The following is a 23,413-nucleotide window of genomic DNA, read 5'->3' on the forward strand; positions in this document are numbered from 1 at the left end:
CCTATTTTATTGAATACGAATTCGTGGATCAACAATACTCATAATAATATCTGACAACAATGTTCCTACCAATGTGGCAATCCCAAAGATCAGCGTCAACGCTGTAATGACTGAATAGTCACGTTGATTAATACTCGTAACAAATAAATTTCCGATACCTGGATAGTTGAAAATAATTTCAATCATCACTGATCCAGAAATCAAACCAGTAATTTCATAACCTAATGTTGAAGCTATCGGTAATGAGGCATTACGGAAAATGTGGCGATTGAATACTTTGCTTGTCGGTACACCTTTTGAACGAGCTGTCCGTACATAATCCATTTGCTTGGCATCAATGACTTCGCTTCGCAAATATTGAATGGTCACTGCTGTTCCAAGTAACGCCTGAACGATAGATGGCAACAATACATAATACATCTGACTAAAGAAATAACCAATCGTTCCTGGTGTCGCATCAGTTGAGACACTACCACTTGTTGGGAACCAGTGTAAGGTATAACCAAAGAAGAATAACATAATTAAGCCCAAGACAAATGTCGGGATTGCAAAGCTGACAAAGTTGTATACGACAACGACCTTATCAAACCAAGAGTTTTGGTAACGTCCTGCATATAGACCTAAAGGAATAGCCAAAGCATAGGTCAAAATAACTGATACAATAGCTAAACGAACGGTATTGCCGATCCGTTGACCAATGACTGTTGCAACATCATATTTGTATGTGTAACTATTTCCAAAATCGCCATGCAATGCATTGCCGACCCAACGGAAATATTGTTGGTACCACGGATCGTACAAGCCGGCAGCTTTTTTCAATTCTTCAATTCGCGCTGGATCAGTATTCGGGTTAATTAACCCTGTAAATGGATCCCCTGGCATCATTTTTGCCAAAACAAAAATCAAAATACTTAAAATAATGACTTGAGGGATCATTAATATCAAACGACGTAGAATGGTTTTCCACATTAGTTCGCACCCCCATTTTTTACTGCTACTTTATGTGTCGCCGACAATTCAGATAAATCATACACGCGACCTTTTTCATCGTAATAATCTTTTTGATGAGCGATATATTCTGCTTCAACTTGACGGCGTAATAGTTTGTGCTCCTCGCGATGTGCTACGTCAATATGTGGAATAGCTGATAATAAGCGCTTCGTATAAATATGTTGCGGATTCGTATAGATGTCTTCCCGCGTCCCAATCTCAACAAAACGTCCTTTATACATAATGGCAATGTTATCACACATATGCTTCACTACACCCAAATCATGCGAGATAAACAAAAAGCTCAAGCCAAATTCTTGCTGTACACGCTTCATAAAGTTCAATACTTGTGCTTGTACAGATAGATCAAGTGCTGATACTGGTTCGTCTGCTACGATTAGTTTCGGACTAGAAGCTACTGCTCGAGCCACACCTAACCGTTGACGTTGCCCACCTGAAAATTCATGAGGGTACTTATAAAGTGCATCTTCTGGCATCCCTACGATATCAAGCAATTCCTTGACGCGTTTCTTTTCTTCTTGATCACTGATGCGTTCAAAGTTACGCAATGGTTCAGCAATAATATCAATTACGCGCTTTTTAGGATTCAGGCTAGACATCGAATCTTGGAAGATCATTTGTATATCTTTGTTGTAATTTATCTTGCGTCTAACGGAAGCCTTCGTTACATTTTCACCATTATAAATGATTTCTCCGCCACTAATCTTTTCTAAGCCGACGATGGCTTTACCAGTGGTTGACTTTCCAGATCCGGATTCACCTACTAGCCCATAAGTGCTTCCTTTTTCTATCACAAAATCGACACCGTCTACCGCATAGACATAGTCTGTGACGCGATTGAAAAAGCCGCTACGAATTGGATAGTGAACTTTCAGATCTTTAATTGTAATTAATTCTGACATCTACACTTCTCCTTCTTCGTCTCTAAAATGAAAATGTTTGTAACACGTGCAACGAACCCAATGATTTTCTGTTACTTCATGCAACACAGGATTTTCTTCATGCGCTTCTGCTGGAATCCACGGAATACGTGGCGCAAAACGACAACCGGTGCGTCCCATATTTTTTAAAGAAGGCACAACTCCTTCAATCACATGCAACTCACTATCGCGGTTGTCTTCTTGCGGGATCGAATTAAGTAGCGAACGTGTATATGGGTGCTGAGGATTGGTGAATAATTCTTCAGCTGTTGCAACTTCGACAAATTGCCCACCATACATGACAGCGACACGGTCAGCCATCTCTGCTACGACACCTAAGTCATGGGTAATTAAGATGATGCCTGCTTCAGTTTCTTTTTGTAAGTCCTTCAATAAATCAAGAATCTGCGCTTGGATGGTTACATCGAGTGCCGTCGTCGGTTCATCAGCAATGATGATTGGCGGCTTACATGCGATCGCAATCGCGATAATCACCCGTTGGCGCATCCCACCTGATAGCTCATGAGGATATTGATGTCCAACCCGTTTAGGATTGGGAATCCCGACTTGTTCCAATAATTCAATTGCGCGTTCTTGACGTTGGCTGGCATTTAATTTGGTATGGTGGCTTAACCCTTCTTTGATTTGATCTTCGATACGCATCAAAGGATTCAAAGCGGACAATGGATCTTGGAAAATCATGCCGATATCATTGCCTCGAATTTTGTTGTAAAGTGTTTCATTTAAATTAACCAAATCTAGTTCTTTATAAAGAATCTCGCCAGTAATTTTCGTATTTAATGGATCGTGTAGGCCCATAATCGTAGTAGCTAGTGTGCTTTTCCCACAACCAGATTCTCCAACGATTGCTAGGATTTCGTTATGATTCAGTGCAAATGATACATCATCAACTGCATCATAAAACTCATCTTTAATCCGAAAACTGGTATGCAAGTTTTGAATCTCCAGTAATTGTTTTTCTGCAGACAAACGAATACCCCTCTCTCTTTCAATCTCAAATTCAATCCATGCTTTAAAGAGAAAATAATGGAATCTTGAAGATTCCATTTCTTTTCTTAGAAAAGTATCAGATTATTTTAATAATTATAAACAACCTAGTGCCTGTTTGCAAGTGATAAAAACTAACATAAGCCCCAGATTCCTATTATATTGTTCCAAAAATGTTTGTCAAGCTAGCGTTTCACAGAAAACTTAGAAAAAGGAACCGTTCTCTCATGGATGTGAAAAAAATTCAAAGCTTTTTCATCGATTTTTCCTACGAATAATAGGAAATTGTAAATAAAATGCATGATTTTAGATAAATCGCGATAAAAAAATCCGATCTTATGAACTGACCTGCTTGATGCACTAATCGTTTCATAAATCGGATTTTTCTATTTATTTTGCCAGATGGGCGCTAATATAATCGACTGCAGCTCCTACGGTTTCAATTTGCTCCGCGTCTTCATCTGAAATCTCTGTTCCAAATTCTTCTTCTAATTCAAGAACAAACTCCATTACACTAATTGAGTCCGCATTGAGATCATCTTTGATACTCATAGATTCGGTTACTTGATCTGCATCAATATCAAAATGATTGGCAATCACTGCGGCTACTTTAGGAAATACTTCTTCGCGTGTCAACTGTTTTCACCTCCATTGACTGATAAGAGAGTAAAATAGCTACTGTTTATTGTAGCGATTCTCTAGTAGTTTGTCTAGCTTTTTTCGTGTATCTTCCATGGCTCCTATTGTTCTGCGTTTTTCTCTGCTTCAAAATGCGCCACTAATTTTGGTACTACTTGCGTATCTAGCATCGTGTGGATTTGTTTGATTGTATTGGCAACTGCTTCTGGACCGGTCGCTCCATGTGTCTTGATGACTGGTGCTTTTAATCCAAATAACACCGCCCCACCGTACTGAGCATAATCCATCTGCCCTTTCACATCACGCAAGCTTTCTTTTAGCAGTAATGCCCCCATCTTCCCTTTGATTCCAGATGATAAGATGGCTTCTTTTAAGACGCTCATAATATTGGCCGCTGTGCCTTCGATGGTCTTAAGTACTGCATTGCCAGTAAATCCGTCCGTTACCACCACATCTGCCACACCACTTAAAAGATCCCGCGCTTCGACATTGCCGACAAATTGGATAGATGGTTCTTGGCTAAGGAGTTCAAATGCTTTTTTGGTTAATTCACTACCTTTTGTCTCTTCAGTGCCATTATTTAATAATCCGACCCGCGGATTGGCGATACCTCGGACATTCTTGGCATAAAATGATCCTAAAATTCCGTATTGTAGCAAATGCTCTGGCTTATTGTCGGCATTGGCACCTAAATCGAGCATATCAAATCCTTGATTGCCTGTCATGACTGGCAACGTGGACATCAATCCTGGTCGTTCAATCCCTTTAATCCGTCCCACAATAAATAACCCCGCTGCCAATAACGCTCCTGTGTTCCCTGCGCTAAAGATAGCATCCGCTCGTCCCTCTTTGACGGCTTGTGCAGCTAGTACCATTGAGGCTTGCTTTTTTTTGCGTATCGCTTTGACGGGTTCGTCATCGCTCGCAATCTTTTCATCGGTGTGAATAATCGTAATATTCGTTTCATCCGTTACATATTGGCGTATCGCATCTTCTTTTCCATATAATTGAAATTCAATATCAGGAAACGATTGTTTTGCTAACATGACTCCTTCTACTATTACTTTGGGAGCATGATCTCCGCCCATTGCATCGACGGCAATTTTCATGTCTGATGCACTCCTTTCTGACGTTCTCAGTATAACACAACTCGTTAGTCGAAAAAGACATTTTCCTTACGAGCATTCGCTAAATAACTAGCCAAGGCATGAAATGCTGGCAAAAGTTTCCAGTCTTTTTGCTGCCAGATTGACTCGGCTTCTTGTTTGGCTACTTCTAAGACTGTCGCATGCTCGACGATATCTGCAATCAAAAACTCCGGCAGACCCGATTGGCGTTGGCCGAAGATTTCGCCTGGTCCTCTCAATGCCAAGTCCCGCTCGCTGACGACAAAACCATTCGTTGTTTCAGTCATGACTTTCATGCGCTCTTTCCCAACTTCATTTTTCGGATTGGCGACCAAAATACAATACGATGCTGACACGCCACGTCCCACGCGTCCTCTTAATTGATGAAGCTGAGCCAAACCAAATCGATCCGCATCAATAATAATCATTAAGGTCGCATTCGGCACATTTACCCCGACTTCAATCACTGTCGTCGAGACTAAAATCTGTGTCTGATTTTCTTTGAATTGTTCCATGACTTGTTCTTTTTCACTTGGCTTCATTTTGCCATGTAATAGCCCTACTGCATTGATTGGCTCAAAGAACTCCTTCAGCTCTTCATAAATCTTCTGGGCATTTTGCACATCTAGCATCTCAGACTCTTCAATCAACGGGCAAATGACATACATTTGATGGCCTTTAGCCAATTCTTTTTTAGCCCAATGCAAGACCGTGTCTAGCTGAGGTGGGCGCACCCAACGCGTCTCAATCGGAATTCGTCCTTTCGGCAATTCATCAATCAGCGACACATCCATCTCGCCATAGGCTGTAATGGCCAATGTCCGTGGAATCGGCGTGGCCGTCATAAATAAGACATCTGGCTTCCACCCTTTTTCACGTAACACTTTTCGCTGATTCACCCCAAAACGATGCTGTTCATCAGTAATCACCAAGCCAAGCTGGGCAAAGTCGACATCCTCTTGAATTAAAGCATGCGTCCCAATCAAAATATCAATGCTGCCATCTTTGATACCTGCAAGTATATGTTTTCGTTCTTTGGTTTTCGTCGATCCAGTTAGTAAAGCGACCGTCACGTCCATTGCAGCAAACAATGACACAAAGCTCTCCATATGCTGCTGTGCCAAAATTTCTGTCGGTACCATCAACGCGCCTTGAAAGCCAGCCGTAATCGTCGCATAGAGCGCAATGGCTGCCACTATCGTCTTCCCACTACCAACATCGCCTTGTAATAAGCGTTGCATGTGTTTTGGACTTTTTAAATCTGCGCAAATTTCATTGGTAACTCGTTTTTGTGCATCCGTTAGTTCAAATGGAAGTTTTTGAATAAAGGCTTTTAATTGTTTTGCATCATAGCTCAAACAAAGGCCATTCACCTCAGCTTTTTCAGCTTGCTTTAATCCCTGGAGCTTCATTTGAAACAAAAAGAATTCTTCAAACACGACGCGCCGTTTGGCCTGACGGTATGTATCCATATCATCAGGAAAATGCATCGCGTAAATGGCTTGTTTTCTCTCCATTAGCCGATACTTGTCAACAAGCTGGACGGGTAGGATTTCTTCGATTTGCTCGCCAAACTGAGCAAATGCTTGCTTAATTAAGTCTTGTAAGGTTGCTTGGCGAATTTTTTTGCTAACATGATAGACCGGAGCAAAGCTGTCTTGCTTGCCACTACCGAAGATTTTCATCCCAGTCAATGCTTTGCGCTTGGCATCCCATTTGCCATATACCACAATTTCTTCAGAGAGAATAATTTTGTCTTTTAAGTAAGGTTGATTAAAAAAAGACACCTGAAAGACATCGCGATCTTGCATCATCCGAAACTGCAGCCGTGTTTTCTTATAGCCAAAGCGACTCATCACAGCCGGTGAGACGACCGTTCCTTTCAACGTCACTTTTTCTTGGTCTTGAATTTCTGCTAACTGTCGCTGCTGCACATCCTCATAGCGAAATGGGTAATACGTCAGCAATGATTCAATCGATTCAATTCCTAATTCCGCCAATGCTTGTTGTCGTTTTTTTCCCACGCCGGCAAGTACCGCTACCGATTGCATAGCCTTCACTCCTTTCCATCATTCACCAGAAAACGCTCGAAAAAGCCAATTTTGACTAATTCGAGCGTTCCCTTACGATTATTCTGCTGCAAATAAATATGGATAGACAGGTTGGTTTCCTTCATGAATTTCCAATTCAATATCTGGGAACTCTTCGGCTAATGCACTCGCATAGGCATCAGCCTCTTTTTGGCTACCTTCTTCTCCGATAATAATGGTAACAATCTCTGTTTCATCAGTTATCATTTTTTTCAAGGTGGTCATCCCAGCTGCAAACACATCTGTCATTGAAGCAACAATCCGTCCATCAACCATTCCCAGGAAGTCGCCATCTGTAATGATAATACCATCGATTTGCGTATCACGAATCGCATGCGTAATTGATCCACTAACCACACCTGCCAAGGCTTCGGTCATCGCTTCTTTGTTTTCATCTAAGGAAGCTGTCTCGTTAAATGCCAACATCGCCGACATTCCTTGTGAAATCGTCTTCGATGGCACCACCGCAACAGGAATTTCTGCTACTTCTGCGGCTTGATCAGCTGCCATGAAGATGTTTTTATTGTTAGGCAAGACAATCACTTTGTCCGCATTCACTTCTTCAATTGCTTTCACAATATCTTCCGTGCTTGGGTTCATGGTTTGTCCGCCACTAATCACATAGTTGACACCTAGACTCTTGAATAATTCTTGCACACCATCTCCAGCTGCAATAGCTACAATCGCATATGGCAAGCGTGGCTTAGGTTTAGTTGTTTCTGCATCATGTTCCAAAATTGTTTCATGTTGCAAGCGCATATTGTCCACTTTTACTTTGACAAGGGAACCAAATTTTTGCCCGTAATTCATCACTTCACCAGGATGTTCTGTATGCACGTGTACTTTGATAATTTCATCATCATTGACCACTAATAAAGAATCACCAAGTTCATTCAAATAATTGCGGAATGTTTCATAATCAAAGGCTGAATCCACGGTCGGACCTTCGCCAATTTTCACCATAATTTCGGTACAGTAACCAAAGTGGATGTCTTCTGTCGCTAATTGACCTTGTACACTGCGATGATGTTCGGCGTTCACCATTTCATCCATTGCAGCAGGTGTCGCCACCACTTCTTCTGGCTGATAATCACCCATCAACGCTCCAAGGAAGCCTTCATAGATGAAAAGTAGTCCTTGACCACCGCTATCTACCACGCCAACTTCTTTTAAGACCGGCAACAAGTCAGGTGTCTTAGCTAATGCACGCTTAGAACCAGTCACTACTGCACGCATCACTTCGATACAGTCATCGGTTTCCGCTGCTTTGCGTTCACCAAACTCCGCACCAATGCGAGCCACCGTTAAAATCGTGCCCTCTACTGGTTTCATGACCGCTTTATACGCAGTTTCGACACCTCGCGTAAACGCTTGGGCTAGCTCTTGGGCAGTAAGTGTTTCGACTGTTGGGATTTGTTTAGCAAACCCTCTAAATAACTGCGACAAGATAACCCCTGAGTTTCCACGAGCTCCCATTAACAATCCTTTTGATAAACGATTCGCTAACTCCCCTACTTGCTCAGACGCGGAATCACTGACAGCTTTCGCTCCGCTAGTCATCGATAAATTCATATTTGTCCCTGTATCACCATCTGGTACTGGGAACACATTTAAAGAATTGACATATTCTGCATTGATTTGTAGACGATTAGCGCCGGCTTGCACCATCTGTTGGAACTGGCCCGCACTTATATTCGTTACTTTCACTGATAATCCTCCTTAAGATCAACAACCTGTAATTAGTTTATTAGTCGGGCAATACTCGTACTCCTTGAACAAAGACGTTCACAGAGTTAGCCGTTATACCGAGCATCGTTTCCAAATTGTACTTCACTTTTTCTTGTACATTTCGTGAAACTTCCGAAATTTTTGTACCGTAGCTTATAATAGTATACACGTCAACAGCAATACCATTTTCTTCTTGACGCACGACTACGCCACGTGAATAATTTTCTTTACGTAAAATTTCATTGATATTGTCTTTGATTTGATTTTTGCTTGCCATACCGACAATGCCAAATACATCTGTTGCTGCACCGCCCACAACTGTTGCAATGACTTCGTTTGATATTTCAATCATGCCGGATGCATTTTTCATTTTTACAGCCATAAGATAGCCTCCTTAACAGACTTTTCGCCTATTTTCTACTATAGTATTCTAACATAGCTACCATTGAAATAAAAGAACGAGTGCCCTCTTAGGTCAAAAACCTTGCCTTCTCTTGGAAATGACAGCCTTTAATTTACCTTTTTTTACAAAAAAAGTCAATTGCAGCCTAATTTTTTCTTGCATATTTCTGTGGGGTATGATAAATTCATTTAGTATGAGCCAAAGTATAGGCTAACAATCAAGGCAAAGGAGGAAACACACACATGGCTAAAGTTTGCTATTTCACAGGACGCAAAACATCTAGTGGAAACAACCGTTCTCACGCAATGAACTCTACAAAACGTACAGTTAAACCGAACCTACAAAAAGTTCGCGTAATGATCGACGGAACACCAAAGAAAGTTTGGGTGTCCGCTCGCGCTTTGAAATCTGGTAAAGTAGAACGCGTATAATTGAAAACTAGTAAGTAACCGTTCGTCTAACGAACGGTTTTTTTATCTATGAATTTTCTGTGTCGTTTCTCTTCCAATTCCCCTAGATTTAGCAGAATGTGGTAAACTAAAACCATTCTATCAAGCTAAATGACTGGGGGATTTTTTTTGTGTTTACTTTCCGTCAATACTTACGCACGCATCGCTATTTTTTACTAGCAAGCTTTTTGCTACCTGTGATTATTTTGGCAGGAATTTATTTAAGTATCGGCATTTATCCCGGTAGTTCTAGAAGCATCTTAGCCAGTGACGCCTTTGCACAGTTTTCAAATTTTCATGCTAGCTTTCGCAATATGTTGCTTGGCAAGCAGAGCTTTTTTTACACTTGGAACGCTTCACTAGGACTCAACTATTTATCACTTGTTTCCTACTATTTAGGTGGATTGTTTACTCCGCTTGTGCTATTCTTTCCAAATAGCTATATGCCCGATGCACTCTATGTAGTAACATTGGTCAAGATTGGCGCTGCCGGACTGAGCTTTTGGTTATTTGCTCAGCACACCTTTAAGCTCTCACGCTGGAATCTTTTGACGTTATCCAGCTGCTATGCGCTAATGTCTTTTGCCATTGCTCACTCTGAAATCGTGATGTGGCTAGATACCTTTACCTTTTTACCACTTGTCATTTGGGGCATTCATCGCCTCATCCAACAACGCCGCCCTTGGCTCTTGTTCATCAGCTATACTCTTTTATTTATTTCAAATTTCTACATGGGATTCATGGTCGCGCTCTTTTCTGGGTTGTATTACCTTGTCTTGTTATTTACTCAATGGAAAGACGTCAAGCACAGCTTCTTTCCCTACGCCCTGACAGCTGGTCTATCTGTCGGAACAGCCATGCTCACATTACTGCCTACGTATCTTGACCTAAAGACAAACGGTGAAGAACTCACCAAGATCACTACACTAAAAACTGAAGCAACTGGCATGTTTGACTTCTTCATTAAAAATATGGTGGGCGTCTATGATACGACCAAATACGGCTCCATTCCTTTTATCTATATTGGTTTACTGCCATTAAGTTTGTGCTTGTTTTATTTCTTTGTCCGAACGATTCCTTGGCAAAAGAAAGTCGGCTTTGCTTTATTAGCCGGACTGATTATCGCTAGTTTTTACTTTCAGCCGCTTAATTTATTTTGGCAAGGCATGCATGCGCCGAACATGTTTTTGTTCCGTTATTCCTTTTTGCTTTCTTTTCTTATTATTTTACTCGCTGGGTATGGTTGGGAGCAATTAACGCCAAAGCACACCCCTATCTATCTACTGGGCAATTTACTTTTACTGATTTGCTTTATCGTTACTTACTTCGTGCTAGATAAGAGCGATACGGCATATGGGTACGTCACACTCAGTTCTTTTATCCTTACGTTAGTATTCTTAGGATTGTATGCACTATGCACTGCCAGTATGACGTTTCATGTTCTTTCACTGAAGCAATTTTCCTTGTTATTACTACTATGTGCTGTAGTCGAGATTGGCCTAAATACGAATGGAATGATTCACGGCATTTTAGATGATTGGAACTATGCTTCTCGTAGCTTGTACACTGACCCATATCCGTCGATTCAATCTCTGGTGAATCAAACAAAAGAAGACAACACTACCTTTTATCGACTAGAAAATTTGGATAACGTTTCACCAAACGATAGTATTAATTATGGATACAGCGGTATTAGCCTATTTTCTTCCATTCGTAACCGCCATTCTTCTAGTTACTTAAATCAGCTTGGTTTTCGCTCGAGTGGCACCAATCTAAACATCCGTTACAATAACAACACCTTGCTAATGGATGCATTTACTGGCATAAAGTACAACATCGCCTCTACGCCAATTAGTAAATATGGATTTACTCAGACGACGACAAAAGGCAACTACTCTTTATTTGAAAATACCGATGCCTTATCTTTAGGCTACCTAGCCTCAACAGATGATCAAGCAGTGACGACATACGATAATGACAACTTACTCAACCAAACAACGTTGATGAACTATTTATCTGGATTGGACTTGAACTACTTTACACTGTATCCTATTCGTGTAATCAACACGAACAACACCACCATCGAAACGCAAGGCAATCAAACAACCTATAAAGAAGTCGCTTCTAACTTAGCCAAAGACGTGACGTGGGATGTGACCATCCCGGCGAATACACAAGCCTATCTAAGTCTTTACCCATCTAATTACAACGACTTACAAAGCTCGACCGTTACGATTCGCGTCAATGGTACAGAACGCAAAACCCAGCTAAATATCAATGGCCAATATTATGATTTAGGCTATTATGCCAATGAAACAACTGTGACATTCGCCGCTAGCTTCTACGGTACCGATCAGGTCACGTTCCAGACACCTAAAGTGGTCGGCTTAGACACGATTGCATACCAAGAAGCAGTTGATGCCATTCAAAGCCAAAATGTCTCAATGACAACAACCAATCGGGGCGCATCCGCAACAATCACTACTGGTAAAGAGCAAGCCCTGATCACGACCATTCCATATGATAAAGGCTGGAGCGTAGCAATCGATGGCAAGAAAGCAACTGTATCTTCCTTTAAAGATGCCTTTGTCAAAGTAACAATTCCTAAAGGTACCCACACTGTTGTATTCAGCTATCTTCCAGATGGTTTCTTATTAGGCTTGTACAGTAGCTTGATCTCAATCGCGCTCTTTGTGTTCTTGCAATGGCTGTATGGACGCCATCGCAAAAACCATCATCCTCACACTTAATTGACAGGTTCACTAAAAATGCATCGCCAGTTCCTTGCTTTTGTTTATTTTCATCAGCGAAGGAATTGGCTTTATTTATTTTGTTATTTTTCCTTACGTCACCGTTTTCATCCTAAAAAAAGACTGATAGGCTAATAATCGAAAGTTTTTCAATCTTTTCAGAAATAATTTTTAGAATTTTCTGTTGTTTTATAAAAAAATTGGTTTACTTGTTCCACTAACCATGTTATATTTCTTTACATGAACGACAATAAGATTGGTGAGCACTAGAATAGCCGATACAAAAAGGATGGGATGAACAATGCCAAAAGCAAAAAAGACTGCTGAAGAAATTAAAGCGATTGTTGAAAAAGAACATGTACGATTCTTACGCCTCATGTTTACTGACATTATGGGAACAATTAAAAACGTCGAGGTTCCTGCTTCTCAACTTGATAAAGTGTTAGAAAACAAAATGATGTTCGATGGTTCTTCGATTGAAGGATTTGTACGAATTGAAGAAAGCGATATGTATCTACATCCTGATTTGGATACATGGATGATTTTCCCATGGGAAAGCGAACACGGAAAAGTCGCTCGTTTAATTTGCGACATTTACAATCCTGACGGTACACCATTTGCTGGTGATCCTCGTGGAAATCTAAAACGTGCCTTAGCTGATATGGAAAAAGCTGGTTTCACTTCATTCAACTTAGGACCTGAACCAGAATTTTTCTTATTCAAACTTGCAGCTGACAATAGCATCACCACTGAATTAAATGACCAAGGTGGCTACTTCGACTTTGCTCCTACCGATTTAGGCGAAAACTGCCGTCGCGACATCGTATTAGAATTAGAAAACCTTGGATTCGAAGTGGAAGCTTCTCACCATGAAGTTGCCCCTGGACAACACGAAATCGACTTTAAATACGCTAACGCTGTGGAAGCTTGCGACAATATCCAAACATTTAAACTTGTGGTGAAAACAATCGCTCGCAAGCACGGCCTACATGCAACATTCATGGCAAAACCATTGTTTGGTATTAACGGTTCTGGTATGCACTGCAACATGTCTCTATTCAAAGGATCTGAAAATGCCTTCTTCGATAAAGATGGCGACATCCAATTATCTCAAACTGCGTATCATTTCTTAGCAGGTCTAATGAAACACGCCAAAGCATTTACGGCCATCTGTAACCCAACAGTAAACTCATACAAACGTCTCGTACCAGGATACGAAGCACCGGTCTACATCGCATGGTCAGGACGCAACCGTTCACCATTAATCCGTGTGCCAGAATCAAGAGGATTATCAACCCGTTTGGAATTACGTTCAGTTGACCCAACTGCTAATCCTTACTTAGCTCTTGCAGCACTATTAACTGCTGGACTTGATGGTGTGAAAAACGAATTGGAACCACCAAAATCAGTCGACCGCAACATATATGTGATGACTGAAGAAGAACGTGAAGCAGCTCACATCTATGATTTACCAGGTACCTTGCAAGCTTCATTAGCAGAATTGAAAAACGACCAAGTTATCGTAGACTCACTTGGCAGCCATATCTTCAATAACTTCTATGAAGCAAAAACAATCGAATGGCAAGCATTTGGTCAAGCTGTAACAGAGTGGGAACGTGAACAATACTTAGAATTATATTAATCAACAGATTATAAGTGGATAAAACAACTTAATCTACACGCAAAAAGCCAGGCAATCCAGAAGTTATTTCTCAAACTTTTGGATTACCTGGTCTTTTTTAGTAGACACCATTTAGATCTAGTAGTACATAACACACTCGTTTAATATTTGACTTCTTTCAAATACAAGCCCTCTGGATGGGCAGTCGGTCCTGCACAATTTCGATCCTTACTTGCAATAATTTTAGGAAGGCTCGTCTCCTCTAAGCGTCCATTTCCAATCTTTAATAATGTCCCGACCAAAATGCGAATCATTTTATACAAAAAACCATCGCCACGAAAGGTAAATACCAGCTCACTCAACGCTTCATCATGCACCATCGTTGCTTCATAGATTGTCCTGACTTTGTCTTCAACTGAACTACCACTCGCACAAAACGCGCTAAAATCATGTGTTCCTAATAAATCAGGCAACGCTCGTTCTATTTTTGCTAAGTCTAGTGGATATGGATAGTAGCTAGCATAATGACGGCGAAACGGGCTCCGTGGTTTGCCGATTTGGACATGAAACTCATAGACTTTCTCTTGTACCAAATACCTCGCATGAAATAGCTCATCCACTATTTCCACTTGCTTCACAGCAATATCCTCTGGTGTCTGCGTGTCCATCGCAAAACGCATCTTTTCAAGTGGACGCTCTTTTGGATAATCAAAATGAATGACCTGTCCCAATGCATGGACATGCGCATCCGTCCTACCTGATCCATGCACAACGATGGGCTGACTAGCCATTTTGGATAGCGTTCGCTCCAGTTCTTCTTGCACAGTCCGTCCTTGTGGCTGACGCTGAAAGCCATGAAAAAGCGTCCCATCATACGCGATAATTGCTTTGTATCTAACCATACTCATTTCCTTTCTCAAAAAAAGAGTGTATCCGTCCTTCTCACTGCTTCAACTACACACTGAGCTATTTCAGATACACCTCTTCTTAACTTTTCAGTCCGATTAATATTACTGTTAATAAAGCAAAAACAACAACAACGGCAGTGTCTCGTCGTTGCCAATGGAGAATACGATACTTCGTTCTTCCTTCTCCGCCTTGATAGCCACGTGCCTCCATAGCTGTCGCTAAGTCTTCCGCACGATTAAAGCTACTGACAAATAACGGAATCAATAACGGCACGATTGCCTGCATCTTTTGGATTAAGTTCCCTTCACCAAAGTCCACCCCTCTTGCACGTTGGGCATTCATGATTTTTTCCGTCTCATCCATTAATGTCGGTACAAATCGCAGCGCAATCGATAGCATCAATGAAATTTCATGGACGGGAAACTTCACAGCTTTTAACGGCCGTAATACGTACTCCAAAGCATCCGACAGTTCAAGTGGGGGGGTACTTAGGGTTAAGAGTGTCGACATAAATATAATTAATACAAATCGACAAAAGATAAAAATCCCATTACGTACACCAAATTCAGTCAGCTGTAAAATTCCCCACTGCCAATACACGATACCTCCAGATGTAAAAAACATCTGTAACGCAACAGTGAAGAGAATTAGCCACAATAGAGGCCGTACGCCCTTCCAAAAAAATGTAAAACTGATTTTTGAAAGAGCAATCGCCACTAACGTAAAGGCCGCTAAAAATAAATAACTTTGCCAATTATTCGCTAAAAAAATAATCCCAATGAAATAAAAACTGCCGAGTAATTTTGTCCGCGGATCCAACTTATGAATAAATGAATCACCTGGTATATATCGACCAAAAATCAATTTATTCATCATAGTTTTGATCCTCCTTGGCTAGAATCATATCTGTCAATTCTTTTGCTGTTAACGGCAACATCTTAAATGAAACACCTTTAGCCATTAGCTTTTGTGCAAAGCGCGTCGCTGTCGGCACGCCCAGTTGCTTTTCTTCAAGCCAAGAGACGTCTTGAAAGACATCTCTTGGGGTGCCTTCTTTCACCAATTGTCCTTTTTCAAGGACATAGACATAATCAGCAAAATCAGCGACATCATCCATTAAATGTGTCACCAAGACAATCGTCATCTTCTTTTGTTTATGCAAGGCTTCAAACATCGCCATCATTTCTTTTCTTCCTTGTGGATCCAGACCCGCTGTCGGCTCATCTAAGACCAATACTTCTGGTTCCATCGCCAACACACCCGCGATCGCTACCCGTCTCATCTGCCCACCAGACAAATCAAATGGTGATTTTTCCAATATATCTGCCGGAAGTCCCACAAGCTCCAAGTATTCTTCAGCTAATTGCCGCGCCTTCTCATCAGGAACACCAAAATTTTTAGGTCCAAACATAATATCTTTCGCCACTGTTTCTTCAAAAAGCTGAGCTTCTGGAAATTGAAAGACGATGCCGACTTTTTTGCGAATCTGCTTTAAGTTTTTATTGTTCGACTCAGGTGTAATAATTCTTTCACCAATTTTTACAGTGCCCTGTGTTGGCTTTAATAACGCATTCAAGTGTTGCAATAGTGTAGATTTCCCCGATCCTGTATGACCGACAATGGCTGTATAGCTACCATCTTTGATTGTCATATCCAATTGAAACAACACGCGCTGTTCAAATGGTGAATTCGGCTGATAGGTAAAGTCTACTTGTTCAAAACGGATGTCCATAACCACTCAACCATTCCTTCCTCAGATAGATATGAATCAGGCACTGACAACCCACGTTCTTTTAAGACTTGTTTCAGTTTTTCTGGAAACGGCAAATCCAATCCTAATTCAATTAATTTGGGACCTTCTGAAAAGATTTCTTCCGGAGTCCCTTTTTTGACTAGCTGACCTTGCTTCATGACAAAAAGACGATTCGCATTTGCTGCTTCATCAATATCATGCGTGATTGAAATGACCGTTAGCTGACTTTCCTCTTTAATCTTCTTAATTGCTTCGATTACTTCAAAGCGCCCTTCTGGATCAAGCATACTTGTCGCTTCATCTAAAATAATAAGATCTGGACGCAAGGCAACAACACCTGCAATTGCGACTCTTTGTTTTTGTCCACCGGATAGTCGAGCTGGTTCACGCGTTGCAAAGTCGCTCATGCGTACTTGCTCCAATGCATCCTTGACGCGCGTTACCATATCTTCTCTGGGGACTCCTTGATTTTCCATTCCAAATGCGACATCATCTTCTACTGTTGCTCCTACGAATTGATTATCTGGATTTTGAAAAACCATCCCGACTGCTTTGCGAATTCCCCAAACCGTTTCTTCTGAAAGTATTTGACCAGCAACACGGACTTCTCCTTCATTAGGCAATAGTAACCCATTGATTGTCTTTGCCAGAGTCGACTTACCTGAGCCATTGTGACCAATGATTGCAATCCACTCACCCGGATAAATTTCCAATGAAACATGGTCAATCGCTGGCCGACTGTCTTCTGGTTGGTATTTAAATGTAATATTTTTTAGTTCAACTATCGGATCCATTTCTTTCCCCCCGCTATTCTATCTGCATAAAACACTACCAAAAAAAAACAGTGAACGCAATCACTCAGAAGAACATTTTTTTCACTCTCCATCATCTGTCAAGACAGGTAATCGAGAGTAAAAAAAAACACCAACATCTTATGATGAGTGCATACCCCTTGAAAAAATCAAGGGGTAGCGCTGAGCTAGACTCGGAATACTATTCCAACATCATAACACTCTTTTTGCATCGATAAAATGATGATAAGTGTGATTTTATACTAATTCTAGGACAACCATTTTGGCAGCGTCTCCGCGTCTTGGTTCAGTTTTCAAAATACGAGTATAGCCACCTTGGCGATCAGCATAACGAGGAGCGATATCGCTAAACAACTTTTGTAAAGCTGATTCGATAACAACTTCTTCGTTTTCTTCACGTACACTAGCAACTTCATTGCGAACAAATGCAGCAGCTTGACGACGTGCATGTAAATCACCGCGTTTTCCTAAAGTGATCATTTTTTCTGTAGTTGAACGAACTTCTTTCGCACGAGCTTCTGTCGTTACAATGCGTTCGTTAATGATTAAATCAGTTGTTAAATCACGCAACATCGCTTTACGTTGACTTGATGTGCGACCTAATTTACGATAACTCACTTGGTTTCCCTCCTTTGAAAAGGTTTAATCGTCTTTACGTAACCCTAATCCTAAATCATGTAATTTAGCTTTCACTTCTTCAAGTGATTTACGGCCTAAATTACGTACTTTAATCATTTCAGGTTCAGACTTATTCGTTAATTCTTGTACAGTATTAATTCCTGCACGTTTTAGACAGTTATAAGAACGTACAGATAAGTCTAGTTCCTCAATCGTCATTTCCAACATTTTTTCTTTTTGTGTTTCTTCTTTTTCTACCATGATTTCAGCGTTTTTCGCTTCATCAGTAAGGTTAACAAAGATGTCTAAATGTTCAGTCATGATTTTTGCTGCTAAACTCATTGCATCTAATGGTTCAATTGAACCATCTGTCCAAATTTCCATCGTTAATTTGTCGAAGTCATCACGGTGACCAACACGAGTGTTCTCTACTTGGTAGTTCACACGACGAACTGGTGTGTAAATAGAATCGACAGGCAACACACCGATTGGCATGTCATCTTTTTTGTTTTCATCTGCTTGAACATACCCACGACCAGGCTTCACTGTTAAGCGAGCGTGGAAGGTAGCACCTTCAGAGACTGTACAGATGTACATATCTTTATTCAGGATTTCTACATCACTGTCAACGATAATATCGCCAGCAGTAACTGTTGCAGGACCTGTAATATCGATTTCAAGGGTTTTTTCATCTTCGCCATACAATTTTAATGCTAGGCCTTTAATATTCAAGATGATTTGAGCCACGTCTTCTCGAACACCCTTAATTGTTGAGAATTCGTGCAATACGCCATCTATTTGAATATTAGTGATTGCTGCCCCTGGCAAAGAAGATAACAAAATACGACGTAGGGAATTTCCTAAAGTAGTTCCGTAGCCACGTTCTAGTGGTTCCACGATGAACTTGCCATAATCTTTCTCTTCATCAATCTTTGCAATTCTTGGTTTTTCGAATTCAATCATTCTTATCTCTTACCCCTTTCAAACGAAAAGTGTCTTGTTCAATGACGCGATACTAATATTGCTCATATGAGAAGCACTCATTAAACACGACGGCGTTTTGGAGGGCGGCACCCATTATGAGGTACTGGAGTCACGTCACGGATTGCCGTTACTTCCAAGCCTGCTGCTTGTAATGAACGAATAGCTGCTTCACGTCCTGAACCAGGACCTTTTACAGTTACCTCTACTATTCTTAATCCGTGTTCCATTGCTGCTTTAGCTGCAGTTTCTGCTGCCATTTGAGCGGCGAAAGGAGTTGATTTTCTGCTTCCTTTGAAACCTAATGCACCAGCTGATGACCATGCTAACGCGTTACCATGAGTATCAGTGATCATTACAATTGTATTGTTGAATGTTGAGTGGATATGTGCAATCCCAGATTCAATATTCTTTTTCACACGGCGTTTACGACTCACTTTTTTTGCTGCCATGAAGTTATAACCTCCTTCACTTTAAAATCAATTATTTTTTCTTGCCTGCGACTGTTTTAGACGGGCCTTTACGAGTACGTGCATTATTTTTCGTGTTTTGTCCACGAACTGGTAATCCACGACGGTGACGGATACCACGGTATGAACCGATTTCCATCAAACGTTTGATGTTCAAGTTGATTTCGCGACGTAAGTCACCTTCAACTTTTAATTTGTCGATTTCAGCACGGATAGCGTCTGTTTGATCATTCGTTAAATCACGAACGCGAACTTCTTCAGAAACACCAGCGTTTGCTAAAATTTGTTTGGCAGTCGTATTTCCAATACCATAAATGTAAGTAAGAGAAACGACTACACGTTTATCACGAGGAATATCTACTCCTGCAATACGAGCCATAGCTTGTTACACCTCCGATTATCCTTGACGTTGTTTATGTTTTGGATTTGCTGGGCAAATCACCATAACGCGTCCTTTACGACGAATTACTTTACAATGTTCGCACATTGGTTTTACTGATGGTCTTACTTTCATGATAATACCTCCTGTGGTTTTACGGAGTACAATTACTTAAAGCGATATGTAATACGGCCACGGTTCAAATCATACGGTGAAAGCTCAACCGTTACTTTATCTCCAGGTAAAATTCGAATGTAATGCATTCTTATTTTTCCAGAAACAGTTGCTAGAACTTGATGTCCGTTTTCCAATTCGACTTTAAACATTGCATTCGGCAAAGTTTCGACGACTGTACCTTCGACTTCAATCATATCTTCTTTTGCCACGCACAGTACCTCCTTGTACTTTTTCGCATTTTCACACGATAAAACGGCGGAATGCAATGCTTCCACCTAATAATCTTCGAGACTTCTACAAGTAGAAGTCAGACTGAAACATTGTAGCATGTTTCTACTAATATATCAAGAAAAAGTCATTGCACCTGTGAGTAGGCAATCGATCGTTACTCGATAATTTTTTTTACATCTGCAAATACAGCATCGATTTCACGATTGCCATCAATAGATTGCAACAAACCTTTGTCTTTGTAATACGATAAAATAGGTTCGCTACTTTTGACATTGACAGCTAGACGATTTTTGACCGTCTCAGGCTTATCATCTTCACGTTGATAGAAATTGTGGCCACCACATTTATCACAAGTACCTTCCACTTTTGTCGGGTTAAATACTTTATGATACGTTGCACCGCAATCACGGCACATGAAGCGTCCAGTCAATCGACCAACTAAAATAGATTCAGGGACATGAATATCAATAACGGCATCTAGTTTCTTACCAAGTTCATTTAACATTGTATCCAAAGCTTTTGCTTGATCCAGTGTACGAGGAAAGCCATCTAATAAGAAGCCTTTGTCCGTATCTGATTCTGCTAAGCGTTCTTTTACAATACCATTAGTCACTTCGTCTGGAACGAGGTTGCCTTGATCCATGTATGATTTTGCTTTTAATCCTAGTTCTGTTTTGTTTGCCATTGCCGCACGAAACATATCACCAGTAGAAATATGTGGAATGTTATAAGTAGCAACAATTCTTTCTGCTTGGGTACCTTTTCCTGCGCCAGGAAGCCCCATTAAAACGAGGTTCATTCTGCTTCCTCCTTATAAAGTTCTTGAATAGTGTTGAGGGAAATGCCTCAACACTTCAATCACTTGTTAATTCATAAAGCCAGTATAATGACGTTTTAGCATTAGTCCTTCAAGCTGTTTTGCAGCTTCTAAAGCAACACCGATTACGATCAATAAACTTGTACCACCGAGTCCAATCGATTGTGGTAGATCCCAAATCATTTGCGCAATGATTGGAACTAGAGCAACTAGTCCTAAGAAAATAGAACCAACTGTACTCAATCTCATTAAAACGGCTGAAACATAGTCCTCTGTTCCTTTACCAGGGCGAACACTTGGAATGTAGCTTCCTTGTTTTTGTAAGTTTTCAGCCAATTTTTCGGGATTGACCTGCACAAACGCATAGAAGAAAGTGAATGCAACGATTAACACAGTGTAAATAGTTGCACCCGGTACAGTGTTATAGCTAAAAATAGTTGTAACCACTGTATACCAAGATTCATTTTGATAAGAGCTCCCAAGCGCTTGGATAACCGCACTTGGTGTCGTAATAAATGAGCTAGCAAAAATCACAGGGATAACCCCAGCAGCATTTACTTTTAACGGTAAATAACTACTTGTTGGCGCACCAGTAATTCTTTTAGTGTATTGAATAGGAATCTTGCGTTCTGCTTGTTGGAAATATGTCACTAGAGTAACAATGACAAGCACTGCAACAATTAAGATGGCAACAAAGATGCCCGATTTCCATAAGTCAGATGATGGCACATTAACGAAGTAATCTTCATATAGTTCCTTCACACTAACCGGCAATCTTGAAATAATCCCCGCAAAGATAATCATTGATACACCGTTTCCGATTCCTTTTTCAGTGATTTGTTCTCCTAACCACGTCACAAACATTGTTCCTGCAGTTAAGATAATCCCAATGGTAACAAAAGTTTTCCAGTTTGGATTGTTAACAAATCCATATTGAGTGTAGTAGTTAAATCCGGCAGTCAAAGTCATAGACTGTAAAAAGCCCAGTACCAACGTCAAATAACGTGTTGCTTGATTTAACTTCTTGCGACCAACTTCACCTTGCTTCGACCACTCCACAAAACGTGGAACGATATCCATTTGCAACAATTGAACGATAATTGACGCAGTGATATAGGGAGAGACCCCCATCGAAAAGATTGAAAAGTTTTGCATGGCACTACCACTCACGAGATTTAACATCCCTAAAAATGGCAAATCTGCAATATCTTCCAATCGATTTACATCCACACCAGGCACAGTAACGTGTGCCCCGATTCGGAATACAAACAATATTAAGACAGTAAATAGAATTCTTGAGCGAATATCCTTAACTTTAAAAGCATCCTTCAAAAGTTTAAGCATTAGATCACCTCAATTGATCCACCAGCAGCTACGATTGCTTCTTCTGCTGTTTTTGAGAATTTCGCAGCTTTTACAGATAATTTTTTGGTTAATTCTCCGTTACCTAAAACTTTAATTCCAGCTTTTTCATTTTTCACGATTCCAGCTTCAATTAAAGCAACTGGTGTAACTTCAGCTCCGTCTTCAAAACGGTTTAAAAGCTCCACATTAACAACAGCATATTCTTTGCGGTTGATGTTTGTGAATCCACGTTTTGGTAAACGACGGAATAAAGGTGTTTGACCCCCTTCAAATCCTAAACGTACACCGCCACCTGAACGTGCTTTTTGACCTTTTTGTCCACGCCCTGCTGTTTTACCATTACCAGATGATGTTCCACGTCCAACGCGATTACGCACTTGACGAGAACCTTCTGCAGGTTTTAATTCATGAAGATTCATGGTTTGGCACCTCCTTAATCAAACTAAATCTAATTTTTTAAACTTCTTCTACGTCCACTAAGTGAGAAACTGTGTTAACCATGCCTTTGATTGCATCATTAGCTGGTTTCACTACAGAGCTGTTCACTTTACCAAGACCTAACGCTTTAACAGTTGCACGTTGGTTTTGAGGACGTCCAATAATACTGCGTTTTAATGTAATTTTTAATTCAGCCATTATAGTTGTCCTCCTTACCCGATAATTTCTTCAACTGATTTGCCGCGAAGTGAAGCTACTTCTTCAGCACGTTTTAATTGTTTTAAGCCATCAACTGTTGCGCGAACAACGTTGATTGGTGTGTTTGAACCTAATGATTTAGATGTGATATCAGCTACCCCAGCTAATTCCAATACGGCACGAACTGGTCCACCAGCAGCTACTCCAGAACCTTCTACAGCAGGTTTCATTAAGATGCGTCCACCGCCAAATACACCGATTACTTCGTGAGGGATTGTAGAACCAACCATTGGCACTTCTACTAAGTTTTTCTTAGCATCTTCCACAGCTTTACGGATTGCTTCTGGTACTTCTTGAGCTTTACCAGTTCCGAAACCAACGTGACCATTTTTATCGCCGACAACAACTAAAGCTGCGAAACGTAAACGACGTCCACCTTTTACAACTTTTGTTACACGGTTGATTCCAACTACGCGGTCTTCTAATTCCAAGTGTTTTGGATCAATATAAACCATGAAT

General features: G+C 40.7%; 26 protein-coding genes. 3 read left to right on the top strand and 23 right to left on the bottom strand.

Annotation, left to right across the window (positions count from 1 at the left end; all coding sequences use genetic code 11):
* Nucleotides 1-6: 6 nt before the first annotated feature.
* From opp4B to HMPREF9088_RS02715, 8 genes are all read right to left on the bottom strand, one after another.
* Entirely contained in the window at nucleotides 7-969 is a 963-nt protein-coding gene (opp4B, locus tag HMPREF9088_RS02680; protein WP_007207588.1) for an oligopeptide ABC transporter permease, read from the bottom strand.
* A complete protein-coding gene (locus HMPREF9088_RS02685; protein ID WP_007207589.1) occupies nucleotides 969-1,913 on the bottom strand; it encodes an ABC transporter ATP-binding protein in 945 nt (314 codons plus the stop codon). Before HMPREF9088_RS02685 ends, opp4B begins: the two co-directional genes overlap by 1 nt.
* Nucleotides 1,914-2,921 carry an ABC transporter ATP-binding protein gene (locus HMPREF9088_RS02690; protein WP_040366170.1) on the bottom strand — a complete coding sequence of 336 codons (1,008 nt, stop codon included), beginning with the start codon at nucleotides 2,919-2,921 and terminating at the stop codon, nucleotides 1,914-1,916. It abuts the gene before it with no gap.
* A 408-nt stretch (nucleotides 2,922-3,329) separates the two neighbouring features.
* Nucleotides 3,330-3,575 carry an acyl carrier protein gene (acpP, locus tag HMPREF9088_RS02695; protein ID WP_007207591.1) on the bottom strand — a complete coding sequence of 82 codons (246 nt, stop codon included), beginning with the start codon at nucleotides 3,573-3,575 and terminating at the stop codon, nucleotides 3,330-3,332.
* 104 nt (nucleotides 3,576-3,679) lie between these two features.
* Nucleotides 3,680-4,687: a phosphate acyltransferase PlsX gene (gene plsX, locus HMPREF9088_RS02700; RefSeq protein WP_007207592.1), complete on the bottom strand. Its 1,008-nt coding sequence runs from the start codon at nucleotides 4,685-4,687 to the stop codon at nucleotides 3,680-3,682.
* Nucleotides 4,688-4,731: 44 nt separating this feature from the next.
* Nucleotides 4,732-6,756 (bottom strand): ATP-dependent DNA helicase RecG, encoded by a 2,025-nt coding sequence (gene recG / locus HMPREF9088_RS02705; protein WP_007207593.1) that lies wholly within the window; start codon nucleotides 6,754-6,756, stop codon nucleotides 4,732-4,734.
* 78 nt (nucleotides 6,757-6,834) lie between these two features.
* On the bottom strand, nucleotides 6,835-8,502 hold the full coding sequence (locus tag HMPREF9088_RS02710) for a DAK2 domain-containing protein (protein WP_007207594.1): 1,668 nt from the start codon (nucleotides 8,500-8,502) through the stop codon (nucleotides 6,835-6,837).
* 40 nt (nucleotides 8,503-8,542) lie between these two features.
* A complete protein-coding gene (locus tag HMPREF9088_RS02715; protein WP_007207595.1) occupies nucleotides 8,543-8,905 on the bottom strand; it encodes an Asp23/Gls24 family envelope stress response protein in 363 nt (120 codons plus the stop codon).
* A 263-nt stretch (nucleotides 8,906-9,168) separates the two neighbouring features.
* Between HMPREF9088_RS02715 and rpmB the strand changes: the two genes are divergently transcribed.
* The 3 genes from rpmB to glnA all read left to right on the top strand — a co-directional run bounded on the left by rpmB (nucleotide 9,169) and on the right by glnA (nucleotide 13,767).
* Nucleotides 9,169-9,357 carry a 50S ribosomal protein L28 gene (gene rpmB, locus HMPREF9088_RS02720; RefSeq protein WP_007207596.1) on the top strand — a complete coding sequence of 63 codons (189 nt, stop codon included), beginning with the start codon at nucleotides 9,169-9,171 and terminating at the stop codon, nucleotides 9,355-9,357.
* Nucleotides 9,358-9,506: 149 nt separating this feature from the next.
* Nucleotides 9,507-12,125, top strand: coding sequence for a YfhO family protein (locus tag HMPREF9088_RS02725; RefSeq protein ID WP_007207597.1), 2,619 nt, complete (start codon nucleotides 9,507-9,509; stop codon nucleotides 12,123-12,125).
* 301 nt (nucleotides 12,126-12,426) lie between these two features.
* Nucleotides 12,427-13,767 carry a type I glutamate--ammonia ligase gene (gene glnA, locus HMPREF9088_RS02730; RefSeq protein ID WP_007207598.1) on the top strand — a complete coding sequence of 447 codons (1,341 nt, stop codon included), beginning with the start codon at nucleotides 12,427-12,429 and terminating at the stop codon, nucleotides 13,765-13,767.
* 140 nt (nucleotides 13,768-13,907) lie between these two features.
* Here glnA and truA read toward each other — a convergent pair whose 3' ends face one another.
* From truA to rpsE, 15 genes are all read right to left on the bottom strand, one after another.
* Nucleotides 13,908-14,648, bottom strand: a complete 741-nt coding sequence (truA, locus tag HMPREF9088_RS02735; RefSeq protein WP_040366171.1) for a tRNA pseudouridine(38-40) synthase TruA — start codon at nucleotides 14,646-14,648, stop codon at nucleotides 13,908-13,910.
* 85 nt (nucleotides 14,649-14,733) lie between these two features.
* Nucleotides 14,734-15,531 carry an energy-coupling factor transporter transmembrane component T family protein gene (locus HMPREF9088_RS02740; RefSeq protein ID WP_007207600.1) on the bottom strand — a complete coding sequence of 266 codons (798 nt, stop codon included), beginning with the start codon at nucleotides 15,529-15,531 and terminating at the stop codon, nucleotides 14,734-14,736.
* A complete protein-coding gene (locus HMPREF9088_RS02745; protein ID WP_007207601.1) occupies nucleotides 15,521-16,387 on the bottom strand; it encodes an energy-coupling factor ABC transporter ATP-binding protein in 867 nt (288 codons plus the stop codon). Before HMPREF9088_RS02745 ends, HMPREF9088_RS02740 begins: the two co-directional genes overlap by 11 nt.
* Nucleotides 16,363-17,202: an energy-coupling factor ABC transporter ATP-binding protein gene (locus HMPREF9088_RS02750; RefSeq protein WP_007207602.1), complete on the bottom strand. Its 840-nt coding sequence runs from the start codon at nucleotides 17,200-17,202 to the stop codon at nucleotides 16,363-16,365. Before HMPREF9088_RS02750 ends, HMPREF9088_RS02745 begins: the two co-directional genes overlap by 25 nt.
* 255 nt (nucleotides 17,203-17,457) lie before the next feature.
* The gene (gene rplQ, locus HMPREF9088_RS02755) at nucleotides 17,458-17,838 is read right to left on the bottom strand and encodes a 50S ribosomal protein L17 (protein ID WP_007207603.1); all 381 of its coding nucleotides are present in this window, start codon (nucleotides 17,836-17,838) and stop codon (nucleotides 17,458-17,460) included.
* Nucleotides 17,839-17,862: 24 nt separating this feature from the next.
* Nucleotides 17,863-18,801 carry a DNA-directed RNA polymerase subunit alpha gene (locus HMPREF9088_RS02760; protein ID WP_007207604.1) on the bottom strand — a complete coding sequence of 313 codons (939 nt, stop codon included), beginning with the start codon at nucleotides 18,799-18,801 and terminating at the stop codon, nucleotides 17,863-17,865.
* 80 nt (nucleotides 18,802-18,881) lie between these two features.
* Nucleotides 18,882-19,271 carry a 30S ribosomal protein S11 gene (rpsK, locus tag HMPREF9088_RS02765; RefSeq protein ID WP_007207605.1) on the bottom strand — a complete coding sequence of 130 codons (390 nt, stop codon included), beginning with the start codon at nucleotides 19,269-19,271 and terminating at the stop codon, nucleotides 18,882-18,884.
* A 31-nt stretch (nucleotides 19,272-19,302) separates the two neighbouring features.
* Nucleotides 19,303-19,668: a 30S ribosomal protein S13 gene (rpsM, locus tag HMPREF9088_RS02770; protein WP_007207606.1), complete on the bottom strand. Its 366-nt coding sequence runs from the start codon at nucleotides 19,666-19,668 to the stop codon at nucleotides 19,303-19,305.
* Nucleotides 19,669-19,686: 18 nt separating this feature from the next.
* A complete protein-coding gene (gene rpmJ, locus HMPREF9088_RS02775; protein ID WP_002288710.1) occupies nucleotides 19,687-19,803 on the bottom strand; it encodes a 50S ribosomal protein L36 in 117 nt (38 codons plus the stop codon).
* A gap of 32 nt (nucleotides 19,804-19,835) precedes the next feature.
* On the bottom strand, nucleotides 19,836-20,054 hold the full coding sequence (gene infA, locus HMPREF9088_RS02780; RefSeq protein WP_002288695.1) for a translation initiation factor IF-1: 219 nt from the start codon (nucleotides 20,052-20,054) through the stop codon (nucleotides 19,836-19,838).
* A gap of 176 nt (nucleotides 20,055-20,230) precedes the next feature.
* The gene (locus HMPREF9088_RS02785; protein ID WP_007207608.1) at nucleotides 20,231-20,875 is read right to left on the bottom strand and encodes an adenylate kinase; all 645 of its coding nucleotides are present in this window, start codon (nucleotides 20,873-20,875) and stop codon (nucleotides 20,231-20,233) included.
* A 66-nt stretch (nucleotides 20,876-20,941) separates the two neighbouring features.
* The gene (secY, locus tag HMPREF9088_RS02790; protein WP_007207609.1) at nucleotides 20,942-22,237 is read right to left on the bottom strand and encodes a preprotein translocase subunit SecY; all 1,296 of its coding nucleotides are present in this window, start codon (nucleotides 22,235-22,237) and stop codon (nucleotides 20,942-20,944) included.
* The gene (gene rplO / locus HMPREF9088_RS02795; RefSeq protein ID WP_007207610.1) at nucleotides 22,237-22,677 is read right to left on the bottom strand and encodes a 50S ribosomal protein L15; all 441 of its coding nucleotides are present in this window, start codon (nucleotides 22,675-22,677) and stop codon (nucleotides 22,237-22,239) included. The genes secY and rplO overlap by 1 nt, the downstream gene beginning before the upstream one ends.
* A 37-nt stretch (nucleotides 22,678-22,714) precedes the next feature.
* Entirely contained in the window at nucleotides 22,715-22,894 is a 180-nt protein-coding gene (gene rpmD / locus HMPREF9088_RS02800) for a 50S ribosomal protein L30 (protein WP_007207611.1), read from the bottom strand.
* A gap of 14 nt (nucleotides 22,895-22,908) precedes the next feature.
* Nucleotides 22,909-23,409 carry a 30S ribosomal protein S5 gene (gene rpsE, locus HMPREF9088_RS02805; RefSeq protein ID WP_007207612.1) on the bottom strand — a complete coding sequence of 167 codons (501 nt, stop codon included), beginning with the start codon at nucleotides 23,407-23,409 and terminating at the stop codon, nucleotides 22,909-22,911.
* Nucleotides 23,410-23,413: the final 4 nt, after the last annotated feature.

It is taken from the genome of Enterococcus italicus DSM 15952, from assembly GCF_000185365.1.
Classification (GTDB): Bacteria; Bacillota; Bacilli; order Lactobacillales; family Enterococcaceae; genus Enterococcus_G; species Enterococcus_G italicus.